Annotated in this window: 16 protein-coding genes and 1 riboswitch; of the genes, 12 read left to right on the top strand and 4 right to left on the bottom strand. The window is 45.4% G+C overall.

The features are described from left to right. Positions 1-39: 39 nt before the first annotated feature. The gene (locus tag AC0DBE_RS08155; protein ID WP_014113523.1) at positions 40-270 is read right to left on the bottom strand and encodes a hypothetical protein; all 231 of its coding nucleotides are present in this window, start codon (positions 268-270) and stop codon (positions 40-42) included. 153 nt (positions 271-423) lie between these two features. Here AC0DBE_RS08155 and AC0DBE_RS08150 point away from each other — a divergent pair, with 153 nt between their 5' ends. From AC0DBE_RS08150 to AC0DBE_RS08110, 9 genes are all read left to right on the top strand, one after another. Beyond that, a complete protein-coding gene (locus AC0DBE_RS08150) occupies positions 424-1,155 on the top strand; it encodes a DUF421 domain-containing protein (protein ID WP_014113524.1) in 732 nt (243 codons plus the stop codon). A gap of 92 nt (positions 1,156-1,247) precedes the next feature. Then, entirely contained in the window at positions 1,248-1,775 is a 528-nt protein-coding gene (locus tag AC0DBE_RS08145; RefSeq protein ID WP_472961736.1) for a DinB family protein, read from the top strand. Further along, positions 1,765-2,280, top strand: a complete 516-nt coding sequence (locus AC0DBE_RS08140; RefSeq protein WP_014113526.1) for a GNAT family N-acetyltransferase — start codon at positions 1,765-1,767, stop codon at positions 2,278-2,280. Before AC0DBE_RS08145 ends, AC0DBE_RS08140 begins: the two co-directional genes overlap by 11 nt. Positions 2,281-2,312: 32 nt before the next feature. Next, a riboswitch (guanidine-I (ykkC/yxkD leader) is annotated at positions 2,313-2,424 on the top strand. 77 nt (positions 2,425-2,501) lie between these two features. Continuing rightward, positions 2,502-2,840, top strand: a complete 339-nt coding sequence (gene ykkC, locus AC0DBE_RS08135; protein ID WP_326197972.1) for a multidrug efflux SMR transporter subunit YkkC — start codon at positions 2,502-2,504, stop codon at positions 2,838-2,840. After that, the gene (gene ykkD, locus AC0DBE_RS08130) at positions 2,840-3,157 is read left to right on the top strand and encodes a multidrug efflux SMR transporter subunit YkkD (RefSeq protein ID WP_003218500.1); all 318 of its coding nucleotides are present in this window, start codon (positions 2,840-2,842) and stop codon (positions 3,155-3,157) included. The genes ykkC and ykkD overlap by 1 nt, the downstream gene beginning before the upstream one ends. A 70-nt stretch (positions 3,158-3,227) precedes the next feature. Further along, complete coding sequence (gene purU / locus AC0DBE_RS08125; protein ID WP_014113528.1) at positions 3,228-4,130, top strand: formyltetrahydrofolate deformylase; 903 nt, start codon at positions 3,228-3,230, stop codon at positions 4,128-4,130. A gap of 361 nt (positions 4,131-4,491) precedes the next feature. Next, positions 4,492-5,589, top strand: a complete 1,098-nt coding sequence (gene proB / locus AC0DBE_RS08120) for a glutamate 5-kinase (protein WP_061187321.1) — start codon at positions 4,492-4,494, stop codon at positions 5,587-5,589. Between the two features lie 11 nt (positions 5,590-5,600). Then, positions 5,601-6,848 carry a glutamate-5-semialdehyde dehydrogenase gene (gene proA / locus AC0DBE_RS08115; protein WP_014113530.1) on the top strand — a complete coding sequence of 416 codons (1,248 nt, stop codon included), beginning with the start codon at positions 5,601-5,603 and terminating at the stop codon, positions 6,846-6,848. Positions 6,849-6,976: 128 nt separating this feature from the next. Further along, entirely contained in the window at positions 6,977-7,402 is a 426-nt protein-coding gene (locus tag AC0DBE_RS08110) for an organic hydroperoxide resistance protein (RefSeq protein ID WP_072182938.1), read from the top strand. A 34-nt stretch (positions 7,403-7,436) separates the two neighbouring features. On the opposite strand, the gene ohrR is transcribed toward AC0DBE_RS08110, so the two are convergent. Further along, positions 7,437-7,880 carry an organic hydroperoxide resistance transcriptional regulator OhrR gene (gene ohrR / locus AC0DBE_RS08105; RefSeq protein WP_003218505.1) on the bottom strand — a complete coding sequence of 148 codons (444 nt, stop codon included), beginning with the start codon at positions 7,878-7,880 and terminating at the stop codon, positions 7,437-7,439. Between the two features lie 141 nt (positions 7,881-8,021). Between ohrR and AC0DBE_RS08100 the strand changes: the two genes are divergently transcribed. Together AC0DBE_RS08100 and AC0DBE_RS08095 are read left to right on the top strand one after the other, a co-directional pair. After that, a complete protein-coding gene (locus AC0DBE_RS08100; protein ID WP_014113533.1) occupies positions 8,022-8,432 on the top strand; it encodes an organic hydroperoxide resistance protein in 411 nt (136 codons plus the stop codon). Positions 8,433-8,556: 124 nt separating this feature from the next. Beyond that, positions 8,557-9,660, top strand: coding sequence for a glycosyltransferase (locus tag AC0DBE_RS08095; protein WP_472961730.1), 1,104 nt, complete (start codon positions 8,557-8,559; stop codon positions 9,658-9,660). A 5-nt stretch (positions 9,661-9,665) separates the two neighbouring features. Here the strand turns inward: AC0DBE_RS08095 and guaD are convergent, their stop codons facing one another. Next, positions 9,666-10,136, bottom strand: coding sequence for a guanine deaminase (gene guaD / locus AC0DBE_RS08090; RefSeq protein ID WP_061187325.1), 471 nt, complete (start codon positions 10,134-10,136; stop codon positions 9,666-9,668). A gap of 134 nt (positions 10,137-10,270) precedes the next feature. Here guaD and AC0DBE_RS08085 point away from each other — a divergent pair, with 134 nt between their 5' ends. After that, a complete protein-coding gene (locus tag AC0DBE_RS08085; protein ID WP_014113536.1) occupies positions 10,271-10,897 on the top strand; it encodes a histidine phosphatase family protein in 627 nt (208 codons plus the stop codon). 38 nt (positions 10,898-10,935) lie between these two features. On the opposite strand, the gene metE is transcribed toward AC0DBE_RS08085, so the two are convergent. Beyond that, entirely contained in the window at positions 10,936-13,224 is a 2,289-nt protein-coding gene (gene metE / locus AC0DBE_RS08080; protein ID WP_472961728.1) for a 5-methyltetrahydropteroyltriglutamate--homocysteine S-methyltransferase, read from the bottom strand. Positions 13,225-13,351 lie beyond the last annotated feature (127 nt).

Raw genomic sequence — 13,351 nt, 5'->3', positions numbered from 1 at the left:
TTTTTATTGAGATAGAAGAAGGCGGACAAGCGCCTGCTTCTACATCCGGACAATCACTGACCCGCCTCCGCCGCTTGTGCATACACGGTTTTGCTGTTCTTGCATCGTTCTCAGCAATTCATTGTTTATCTCAATCGCTCGGATTAATTGCTCCATTTTCAGCTCTAAACCGGCTAGCCTGTCGAAAGACTGCTGTTGCTTATAGCCGGCGGGATGAGGAGCCGATGACAGATCATAGGGCCAATGGGTATTCGTTTTCTGATGTTTCATTTTGCGCCTCCAATCGATGTCATTTTCTATTATGTTATGTGCCGCCGATCTGCACGTTCGCCTATTTAGAACCGGATAAAAGGGAATGATGCATAGAGGGTCTGCCTCGGGGAACAATAGGCTCAAAATGACCAGCGGATGGAGGTAAGATCGGTGTTGTGGATGGTATGGGCATTTTTACTGAAGCCAATTATCGTATTTTCGATTGCGTATATTCTGTTTCGGCTTGCCGGTAAAAAAGCTGTGTCACAAATGAACAATTTTGATCTGCTTTTGACCTTCGCAATCGGAACCATTATCAGTGAGCCGATTCTTACATCCAGGCTGCCGATGTCGATTTATTACGCGGGCTCTTTTTTGGTGCTTTATCTTCTGATGAGCAAGCTCTCTCTTTCTAATAAATGGCGCTGGCTGCTGGTCGTAAGCCCGACTGTCTTAATCCGAAACGGGGATATTGATGAACGCGGACTTCGTAAAGAAAGGCTGACGGTTAATGAACTGCTCGGAAAACTAAGGGAAAAGGGCTATGCCGATCCGGCTGACATTGATCTTGCCATCATTGAAGAAACAGGAGAAGTAAGCGTCATTCCAAAAGAGGAAGCGAGAGCGGTGCAGGTGCGGGATTTGAATATGGAAGCTGAACGGAATTTTATCCCGATTCCTCTCATACTGGACGGCGAAATCCTTGATCATAATTTGAAATACCTCCAAAAAAACCGAACCTGGCTGTTTGAGAAGCTTGAGGAAAAAGGATACAGCCCAAAACGCCTCTCCTTGATCACGCTTGGCACGATGAATGCCCGCGGTGATATATCGCTTGATTTGAATACCTCAAACGAACCGCAGCATGATCCTTATTTATATAAACCGGGAAATAACAATTAAGATTGCTCTCTATTTTTAACGAGAGCTTTTTTCTTTTTTAAAGGGAATTTTTGTTTGGTGTCAAATGTACCTAGTTAGGAGGGGAACTGAACATGAAGGACTTATTCATTAGAAACGATATGGCACCAACGGTCAGTCTGTTGTATTCAGCAGTGGAAGAAAACAGTCTCCGTCTAGCTTCTATCGTAAGTCACATGACACACAATGAACTTTACTATAAGGGGCGCTGCCAAACAAAAAACAGCACAGCTCAGCTTTTGCACCATATCTCAAATGTTGATATCAGATGGGTCTGGCGTATCAAGGAAAACCGGATACCAGATCATATTGAACAGGTATACGGCCCGATGACAGATGAAAGCGGACGGCTTCCTGAACCGGAGAATCAGCCCGGATTAGATGAACTCCTGAAAAGACATCAGCATATGGTAAACGAGCTGAAATCATTATGTTACACCTTAACTGAAAATGATTTGCATCAGCCGCTTTCTTACGATGGTGACACCGCGACCATACGGTGGGGCATTTGGCATATGGCGGATCATAACCGCTATCATCAAGCACACATTGAAGCCCTCAAAAAAGAATGGAAGCAGGATGTAGCGAAATATGAGCGCTAAAACGAAGCTGCTGACCGATCGAATTCGTTTGCGCTGTATGGAAGATCGGGATCAAGCCTCTTTGTTTGAGCTTTTTAACGATCCTGACGTCATGAAATATTATTCCGGTTTAAAAGATAAAAGGCAAACCCGCGAGTGGATCAATTGGAACAAAAGAAATGAAAAAGGGTACGGCGTCAGTCTGTGGATCGCCGAAGATAAGCGGACAGGGGACTTTTTGGGGCAATGCGGCATCGTTCCTCAGCAGGTCGAAAATCAAACAGTAATGGAAATCGGCTATATGTTTGCCTGCCGCCACTGGGGGAACGGCTATGCGCAAGAAGCGGCTCGGGCCTGCCTGGACTACGGCTTCAACGAGCGGCAGTTCGGCAAAATGGCGGCTTTGATTGACCCTAATAACAAAGCGTCCATACGGGTAGCAGAGAAAATTGGCATGCTTTATGATAGAACGATCAGAAAATGGAATAAACCAATCGCAGTATATGAAAGAAAATCTTACAATTGAAAGATAGAGCTGAGTTTAGTATCATGATGTCAGGTAAAGTTTTCTAGGGTTCCGCGTGTCAATGGACATGGACTGGTCCGAGAGAAAACACATACGCGTAAATAGAGGCGTGTATGCACACGGAGGGAAAAAAGCCCGGGAGAGTCAATCTCATGAGAGACGACTGTCCGGGGTTTTTTTGTTTTCGGAGAATCTTACTGGAAAGAAAGGAATGACTTGAAATGAAATGGGGATTAGTCGTGCTTGCCGCCGTTTTCGAGGTGGTTTGGGTGGTAGGCTTAAAGCATGCTGACTCAGCTTTAACATGGAGCGGCACTGCCGTTGGCATCATAGTCAGCTTTTATCTTTTAATGAAGGCGACAAACAGTCTTCCTGTCGGAACCGTGTATGCTGTTTTTACCGGACTCGGAACGGCAGGGACAGTGCTGAGTGAAATCATTCTGTTTCATGAGCCGATTGGATGGCCGAAGCTTTTGTTAATCGGCGTGCTCCTCATCGGTGTAATCGGATTGAAGCTTGTGACACAGGATGAGAAAGAGGAAAAAGGAGGCGAGGCATAATGCTGCACTGGATCAGTTTATTGTGCGCGGGCTGTTTGGAGATGGCCGGCGTGGCCCTTATGAATCAATATGCGAAAGAAAAAAGCGTGAAATGGGTGCTGTTGATCATTGTTGGTTTTGCCGCTTCATTTTCCTTGCTGTCGTATGCCATGGAAACCATTCCAATGGGCACGGCTTACGCTGTCTGGACAGGCATTGGCACCGCCGGCGGAGCGCTTGTTGGCATCCTCTTTTACAAGGAGCCGAAAGACGCCAAACGGATCTTTTTTATCGCTTTGATTTTATGTTCAGCTGTCGGTTTAAAAATTCTGTCATAAATTGATTTTTATCAAATCTTCAGTATAATGGATAAATAGTTTAGACTTACAAAGATAAGAGGGATTATTCATGAAATCATATATGACACAGCGGTTGAACGAATACCGTGACGGAAATGAGGATAAAGGGCGTCTTTTGGTCAGCTGTCCCGATCAGCCTGGTATCGTCTCTGCGGTTTCCGCGTTTTTATTTGAACACGGCGCTAATATTATAGAATCCAATCAATATACGACAGACCCTGAAGGCGGCCGATTCTTCCTAAGAATCGAATTCGACTGCGAGGGTATTCGTGAGAAAAAAGAAACACTGCAGGAGGCGTTTGCGTCTGTTGCGGAAAATTTCGACATGACATGGAGCTTAACATTGGCAAGCGAGCTGAAGCGTGTCGCCATTTTTGTCTCAAAGGAGCTTCACTGCCTGCATGAGCTGATTTGGGAATGGCAAACCGGCAACCTGATGGCGGAAATCGCTGTTGTCATCAGCAACCATGAGGAAGCGAGAGAACTGGTTGAACGGCTGAACATTCCATTCCACTATATGAAAGCGAACAAAGACATCAGAGCGGAAGTCGAAAAGAAGCAGCTTGAACTGCTTGAGCAATATGAGATTGATGTGATCGTGCTTGCACGCTATATGCAGATCTTAACCCCTGACTTTGTTTCGGCTCATCCGAATCGCATCATCAATATTCACCATTCGTTTCTGCCTGCTTTTATCGGTGCGAATCCGTACAAACGGGCTTACGAGCGTGGCGTGAAACTGATCGGAGCGACATCTCACTATGTCACAAACGATCTTGATGAAGGGCCGATCATTGAACAGGATATTGAGCGCGTGGACCACCGCGATAATACGGAAGCACTGAAAAACATCGGAAGAACAATTGAACGCAGTGTGCTTGCCCGTGCTGTAAAATGGCATTTGGAAGACCGCGTTATCGTTCACGAAAATAAAACAATCGTCTTTAACTAGACGGCAAGATGCCCGCTCCATGCGGGCTCTTTTTGGTGACAAAAAACCTTGACAAGTGTCCTTTTTCTTTGCATAATATAAAAAAATCATTGAGCGTTGAAGAGGATTAGTAAGCAGACCTTTCTGTGACAGAGAGCAAAATGAACCGCTGAAACATTTTGCCGCATGAAACCTGCCGAACCTGCCTTGGAGTCTTAGGGGGAAAACCTAGGCGCGTAACCTGGCGTTACAGGAAAGCGGAGCGTGCATCAGCGCGTTCAATCAAGGTGGTACCACGGAAACCCATTTCGTCCTTATGAATCAGGATGAAATGGGTTTTTTTATTGTAAGTTGGCTGGCAAAAAGCCGCGGAGGAGAATAAATGAAAAAACAAAGAATAGTAGTGAAAATAGGAAGCAGTTCGCTCACAAATAGCAACGGAAGCATTGATGAGGCAAAAATCAGAGAGCATGTCCAAGCCATTTCCCTCTTGAAGAAAGCGGGACATGAAATGATTCTTATTACCTCGGGAGCCGTAGCGGCGGGGTTTTCCAGCCTCGGTTATCCGTCCCGCCCCGTTACCATTAAAGGAAAGCAGGCGGCGGCCGCGGTCGGACAAACACTGTTAATGCAGCAATATATGAATCAATTTAAACAATACTTATTGACTCCGGGGCAAATCCTTTTAACGAGAAATGATTTTTCGAAAAGAGAACGGTATCGAAACGCGTATGCAACGATAATGGAATTACTGGAGCGCGGCGTCATTCCGATTATCAATGAAAATGACTCTACATCTGTTGAAGAATTGACATTCGGGGATAATGACATGCTTTCTGCGTTAGTCAGCGGATTGATTCATGCGGACCAGCTCATGATTCTCACTGACATTAACGGACTGTATGATGCCAATCCGAATGAAAATCCTGAGGCGAAACGATTTGATTATCTGCCGGAGATCACGCCTGAATTATTGGGATATGCGGGCTCAGCCGGATCAAAGGTCGGCACCGGCGGTATGAAATCAAAGCTATTAGCCGCTCAAACTGCGCTGTCTCTTGGAGTGAAAGTGTTCATTGGAACAGGCAGCGGAGAGCAAAAGCTGGCGGACATATTGGACGGCAGGGGAGACGGCACTTATATCGGAGACAAAGAACTATCCTCGATTAACAACACGAGACAGTGGATTCAGTTCCACTCGCCGATAGCAGGAGAGATCCTCATTGATGCGGGTGCCGAGGAGGCGATGATCCATAACGGAAGCAGCCTACTGCCGGCTGGCGTAGTGGGCGTAAATGGAAGCTTTCCGAAAGGGGCGGTCGTGGAAGTCAGGGGACCGGGCGGCGTGATCGGCAAAGGCCAAACTCATTACTCCTCCGAGGAGATTATGGAGGCCAAAGGCAAACGAAGTAATGAACTTGATTTTGAGAGAACGTTTGAGGTTATTCATAGGAATGACTGGGTCAATTTAAAAGACTAGGAGGCAGAAAAATGAGTGAAGTTTCTGTAAAAGCGAAGCTGGCGAAAGAAGCAGCAGCCGAAATGATCATGAAAACAACGGTCGAGAAGGATGAGGCGCTCAGTCTCATTGCAAACGGACTCCGCAACGAACTGGACTTTCTCTTGTCAGAGAATGCAAAAGACATTAAGAACGGAAAAGAAAATGGTTTAACACCGGATGTCATTGACCGTCTCACGCTGGATGAGAAACGCATTCGTGACATTGCGGACGCGGTAGAGCTCTTAATCGACTTGGCGGACCCGGTCGGCGAATCTCTTGAAACGATTGAAAAGGAAAACGGCCTGTTTATTGAAAAAATCCGTGTGCCGCTCGGTGTTGTCGGAATGATCTATGAAGCGAGGCCGAATGTGACAGTCGACGCGGCGACCCTCTGCTTAAAGACGGGTAACGCGGTTGTCCTGAGGGGGAGCTCCTCAGCCATTCACAGCAATAAAGCACTCGTCAATGTTATTCACAGAGCACTCGAGCAATCAGCGCTTCCGATCAACGCTGTGCAGCTGATTGAGGATACGAGCAGAGAGACAGCAAAAGAGCTCTTTACGTTAAATGATGGCTTAGACGTATTGATTCCGCGCGGTGGCAAGAAATTGATCGATCTCGTTGTCAGAGAATCAACAGTCCCTGTATTAGAAACCGGAGCAGGAAACTGCCACATTTTCATTGACGAAACGGCCAAACCGCAAATGGCAGAAAAGGTTGTCGTAAATGCCAAAACGCAGCGCCCTTCCGTATGCAACGCGATTGAATCACTCCTGATCCATAAAGCATGGGCGAAGCAACACGGGAAAGAATTGCTGGCTCAGCTAGAAAACGCAGGAGTTGACATTCGCGGTGATGAATTTGTATGTGAACTTCATCCTTCAAGCAAACAAGCGTCAGAAGAAGATTGGGAAACGGAATTTTTAGCGCCAGTCATTAGCGTAAAGACGGTTGAGAACGTCCAAGAAGCTGTGAAGCATATCCAGCAATACGGCACCAATCATTCTGAAGCAATTTTAACTGAAGATGACAAGCACGCGGCTTATTTTCAAACGGCTGTCGATGCTGCAGCTGTCTATCATAATGCGTCAACCCGTTTTACCGATGGATTTGAATTCGGCTACGGAGCCGAAATCGGCATCAGCACGCAAAAGCTTCATGCAAGAGGACCGATGGGACTTCCAGCACTGACTTCTACAAAATTCATTATTAAAGGAACAGGGCAAATCCGCGAATAGCGGGGCAATATTCGATGAAAAAGCTTATCTCTAACGGGATAAGCTTTTTTTGTGCGCAGAAAAATTGACACTGTAAATTAGATTGTGTACAATTTAATTGTATAAAATATATTTAGGGGGATACAAAAATGAGTCAGCCATTATTTACAGCCACTGTTTCAGCGGTAGGAGGAAGAGAAGGAAAGGTGATTTCATCAGACCGCGTTCTCGAGCTCGATGTCGCAATGCCGGGGACACCGAGAGCAAAGAAATTAGAAAAAGCGACAAATCCGGAGCAGCTGTTTGCAGCAGGTTACGCAGCTTGCTTTGACAGCGCACTTCAGCTTGTAGCAAGAACAGAACGAATGAAAGTGGAGACAGAGGTTACAGCGCATGTCAGCCTGTTAAAGGATGAAGCAGATCAAGGCTACAAACTGGGTGTGACGCTGCAGGTGAAAGGAAAAGGAGTCAGTGCATCAGAATTACAGGCACTTGTGCAAAAAGCGCACGGCGTCTGCCCGTATTCAAAAGCAACCTCCGGAAATATCGATGTTACGCTTGAAGTAGCTGAATAATAGAAAAAAAGAGGATACCTCGTATAAGGTATCCTCAATTTTTTTGATGAAGTGTTTCCAGCAATGTATATAGAGCGGATTTTAACTGTTTCAGGTCCTCTCCGGACTGATTTGAAAGCCCTAGGATTGTCCCTGGAATGTCAGCCGCTTTTTCTTTTAGTAACTCTCCGTCCTCTGTCAGGCTGATCAACACGGACCGCTCATCCTCTTCAGATCTTTTTCTCGTAATCAAACCCTGCTGTTCCATTCGTTTTAGCATCGGAGTGAGCGTTCCCGAATCTAAATATAGCAGCTCGCCCATTTTTTTGACAGTTAGCGTTTCGTGTTCCCATAACAAAAGCAAAACCAAATATTGAGGGTACGTCACATTTAGCTTTTCAAGCAGCGGCTTGTATTGCTTTGTCATTTCCCGCGAGCTCGCATAAAGCAAAAAACATAGCTGATTCTCCAATTTCATATGGTCAAATTCATTTTCCATCTTGTTCACCAACTCTTTTTGTCATTCGATTCTATTGTATCTGAAAAACTTCACTTTTCCTATTCTCGGCTAACATAGCATGTTTAAAAAGATCAGAAAGGGAAATATAACAACTAGATACAAATAAGGAGGTTGGATAATATGGCACTATTTACAGCAAAAGTAACCGCGCGCGGCGGACGGGCAGGACATATTACATCAGATGACGGTGTTCTTGATTTTGATATTGTAATGCCAAATGCCAAAAAAGAAGGACAAACCGGCACAAACCCGGAGCAGCTCTTTGCGGCAGGATACGCTGCTTGCTTCGGCGGCGCGCTCGAACATGTGGCCAAAGAACAAAATATCGAGATTGATTCCGAAATTGAAGGACAGGTCAGCCTCATGAAGGATGAGAGCGACGACGGGTTTAAAATCGGCGTCACACTTGTTGTGAACACAAAAGATTTGGATCGCGACAAGGCGCAAGAGCTTGTCAATGCTGCTCATGAATTCTGTCCTTATTCAAAGGCAACCAGAGGAAATATTGATGTAAAATTAGAATTAAAATAATGAACGGCATCCTGAGGGTTCTCAGGATGTTTTTTTGTGGGGAAGCATGCGGGGCGGGCATGATCTTTTCGAAGTGTGAATACATGTAATATAGGTGAATTCAGACTAGAGAAAAGGTGAGTACATGAAGAGACCAAAGCTGTCAGTATGTATGATTGTGAAAAATGAAGAACGCCATATTGCCCGCTGTTTAGAGAGTGTGCAGCCTGTTGCCGATGAAATCATTGTGATTGATACCGGGTCAAACGATCGTACGGAAGACATTTGCACAAGCTTTCATGCCCAGGTGTATCATCATAGATGGGAGCAGGATTTTTCACAGGCGAGAAATGCCAGCCTGCAGCATGCCAAAGGTGAGTGGATATTGATCTTGGATGCCGACGAAGAATTAGATCCGGACACAGGCAGCCTATTGCCTTCGCTGCTGACTGACAGCCTGCCATCTCTCGGCTGCATGAAGGTTGTGAGCTATACAGGGAAGGAATGGGATGAAAACGAAGCGTTTGAACAAAGGCAGATCAGGCTGATCCGCAATCAGCAAAACATAACGTTTACGGGAAGGGTTTGCGAAAGGCCTGAGGGAGAAGAAGAAAGCAGTATTTTCTCACTTCCATGTATCATTCACCATTACGGGTATTTAGAGCAGGAGGCACAGCAAAAGCATAAACACAACATGAGCTTATTGAATATGGAATTGCTGACATCCAGTACTGACCCGTCTCTCCTTTATCAGAAAGCAGCTGAGTATGATAGAGGAAACGAACATGATAAAGCCCTCCGGCTGGCAGTGGATTGCATCAAGGAGTATAAAAGAAAAAAGCAAATTCCGCCGCTTGCTATCTATTATTTAAAGTATAAATTATTAATTGACGCAGAACGGTACGAAGAAGCGGAACGGGATATCCATGAAGCGCTGAGACATTATCCGGATTACTGCACGCTTCACTATTATAAAGGAATCATCATGTATCAGCTTAAAAAAGTCAGAGAAGCGATCACAGCGTTTGACACTTGCCTGCAAACCAATAATGAAAACCATCAGTACGTACAGGTGAAGGGGGCAGCTGATTATAGATCAAGCTGCTGGCTCGGTGTCTGCCATGCTGAATTGCGTCAGCATATGACTGCTGTTTTGTATTTGCAAAAGGCGCTGAAAGCCAACCCGAAGTGCATACGGGCACAGCGGCTTCTCAGCGAATTAACAAAGGATCAGGCCGCACATGCCTGATCCTTTTAATATTCTTTCTTATTGGCAAAATCCCGCCATGCCTGAAACGGGGATAAATGCTCCGTCAGCGTCACTTGATAAAAGGGGATCGTTCTTTCTTCAGCAGGTTTATCAATTTCTTCATAAATGAAAGAATCATCAAATCCGGCTTCAGCAGCATCTGTGTGCTCCGCTGCATAGTAAACAGCTTTGGGCCGGGCCCAGTAGATGGCGCCTAAGCACATGGGGCATGGTTCACAGCTCGTATATAAAATGCAGTCATCAAGCTGGTATGTTCCAAGTGCCTTGCAGGCGTTCCGAATAGCTGTCACTTCCGCATGGGCGGTCGGATCATTGCTTGTTGTGACGTTGTTCTGCCCCTCTGCAATAATGGATCCGTCTTTCACAATAATGGCTCCAAAAGGCCCGCCAACTCCTGCATTCACCCCATCACGAGCAAGATCGACAGCCCGCTTTAGGAACTTTTTATGATTCATCCCAAACCCTCCTGTCAATTGAGTGTTATAAGTATAGCCGAAAAAGGGGCAAAGAACATTCTCAAAAAAGTGCAAAATAAACAAAGTATTTGGGGGATTTGCTAAGATAAGAGGAGAAAAGAGGAGGGGTAATGATGCTGCATTTATATATTGCCAGGCACGGACAGACTCAATGGAACGTGGAAAAACGGATGCAGGGCTGGCTGGATTCTGATTTAACAGAACTTGGACTGTATAACGCCCGCGCTCTTGGGGAGCGTCTGAAGGATATTGAATTGAATCAGGTATACATCAGCCCGAGCAAGCGGACAGAAGAGACAGCAAAAACCGTACTGGGATCGCGGAGGCTCCCGCTGGTTAAAGATCATATGTTCAGAGAAATGTCACTGGGCTCATGGGAAGGGAAAAAACAAGAAGATATTGAAAGGGACGAACCAGATCTTTTTCATGCTTATTTTCATTATCCCGAAGCTTATCGCCAGCAGGGATGTGAAACGTTTTTTGACTTTGAAAACCGGGTAAGGCTAGCTCTCCAAACTATTTTAGACAGCCATTCTTCCGGTAATGTTCTCTTGGTTACCCATTCTGTCTTTATATTAATGCTGTTAAATATCATAAAGGGAAGACGCGTTCATGACATATGGAATTCTGCTTACATACATGATACATCATTGAGCCTTGTGGAATTTGATGAAAATGGAACAGCCAAAATATTAATAGAAGGGGACGGGAAGCATCGGAAACCGATTTCCGCTTTCTAATAGAAAAAACCATCTGCCAAAGACAGATGGTTTCTATTTTATACAAGCTGTGTCTGCTGAGCTCTTGCCTGTTTTGCGGCTTCAACCATGTTTTTCAATGCGGCAACTGTTTCTTCCTGCTGTCTTGTTTTCAATCCGCAGTCTGGGTTTACCCAGAAGCGGTCAGTCGGACAGACGGCAAGCGCGTCAACGATAATGTTGTACATTTCTTCAGTTGACGGTACACGAGGGCTGTGAATGTCATATACACCAAGGCCTAGCCCTTTCAAATACGGATGGTCTTTTAAATAATCTAAAAATCCTCCGTGGCTTCTGCTGTGTTCGATTGTAATCACATCGGCATCAAGATCATTGATCGTATCGACGATGTCTTCGAAGTTGCTGTAGCACATATGTGTATGAATTTGCGTCTCGTTTTTCACGGAAGAAGTGGTTAATCTGAATGCTTCTGCCGCCCAAGTCAAATACTCATCCCAATCTTGGGTTTTTAATGGAAGGCCTTCGCGCAGCGCCGGTTCATCCACTTGAATAATTTGAATGCCTGCGTCTTCAAGCGCTTTTACTTCTTTGCGAAGGGCAAGCCCGATTTGGAAGGCGATTTCTTTTCTCGAAATGTCGTTTCGAGGGAAAGACCAGTTTAAGATTGTAACAGGACCGGTCAGCATTCCTTTCACATGCTTGGATGTCAGGGACTGTGCATATACCGTGTCTTTCACTGTCATCGGTTCAATGAATTCAACATCTCCGTAAATGACTGGCGGGCGGACACAGCGTGAGCCGTATGATTGAACCCAAGCGTATTTTGTGAAGGCAAAGCCGGCCAGCTTTTCACCAAAGTATTCGACCATATCTGTCCGTTCAAATTCACCGTGCACTAGCACATCAAGATCCAATTCTTCCTGAATATCAATCCATCGTTTTGTTTCCGCATTGATAAAGTCTTGGTACTGTTCATCAGACCACTCATTTTTCCGCCATTTTTGGCGTGCGCTCCGCACTTCAGCAGACTGCGGGAAGCTTCCGATCGTAGTCGTCGACAAAAGCGGAAGGCCGAGAGAGTCATTTTGCAGGGCTAAACGTTCTTCAAACGGAATCGGGCGTTTGAAGTCTTTATCGGTTAATTGCTCAAGTTCTTTCTTTTGTTCAGAATTTGCGCCTGTTGCAAACTGTTTGAGCGCCTGAATATCAGCTTTCGCCTGCTGAATCTGTTCGCTGATCGCCGCTTTTCCTGATACTAAACCTTCTTTCAAAGCTGTCAGCTCGGCTAGTTTTTCTTTTGCGTAGGATAATCCGTTCAGCAGATCCTTTTCCAAATGCTCATCAGGGTGCTTCGCTACCGGAACATGCAGCAGGCTGCTGGAAGGCTGAATCCACAGTTCATCAACCTTTGCAGTGCTGAGAATATCAAGAACGGCATCGAGACGTTCTTCAAGATCCGCTTTCCAAATGTTGCGTCCGTCGATAACGCCGGCTGCTAGCACTTTGTCTGTTGGGAATCCGTGTGTTTTCAGCTGTTCCAGGTTTCTGCCTTTATCGTGAACGAAATCAAGGCCAATTCCCTGTACCGGGTAAGAGATCAGCTCTTCATAAGCATCAACAGAATCAAAATACGTCTGCAAAAGCACATTCAAGGATGAAAGCTCGTTAGTCATGCTTTCAAATAATTCTTTTGCGCCGCGGACATCTTCGGCAGAAGCTGTAACAAGCGCCGGCTCATCGATTTGAACCCATTTTACGCCTTCTTCTTCAAGCTCTTTCAGAAGCTGTACATATAACGGCACAAGGCGTTTTTGGATTGCTTTTGCTTCAGACGGTTCATAGCCTTTAGCAAGCGTGACGAACGTATAAGGGCCGACAATCACAGGTTTTGTTTCAACGCCGTATTCCTGTTTGATCCGGCGGTAATCTGTGAGCTGTTTGTTTCTTGTCAGGCGGAATTCAATGCTCTCGTCATATTCCGGAACGATGTAATGGTAATTTGTATTAAACCATTTTGTCATTTCACTGGATACGGCGTCTTTTATTCCGCGGGCGATAGCAAAGTATGTATCGGTAGCGTCAGTCAAATGTCTGAACCGTTTCGGAATCCAGTTGAAGCTGACTGCTGTGTCGAGTACATGGTCATACTGTGTGAAATCAGAAACAGGCACAACATCAATCTGCTGGTCAATTTGTGTTTTTGCTGCGGATAAAAATAGGTCGTCGATTTGCTTTAAAAACGTATCTTTATCAGTGCTGCCTTTCCAATACGCTTCAAGTGCTTTTTTCCATTCTCTGTTCAGTCCAATTCTCGGGAATCCTACATTCGATGTTTTGATGGTTGTCATTGTTTCTCCTCCTTTATATGTAAAACACTCTCGTTAACCCGCGGATACAGGCCGCTAAGAGGTTTTCTCACAATAAAAAGCCTCTTTCCCATGAGAGAAAGAGGCTTTTCTGCGTAAAACACTGCCT

The organism is Bacillus sp. VA15, assembly GCF_055721145.1.
The sequence above is the reverse complement of the archived record's forward strand: the minus strand, read 5'-3'. Positions and strand labels throughout refer to the sequence as shown.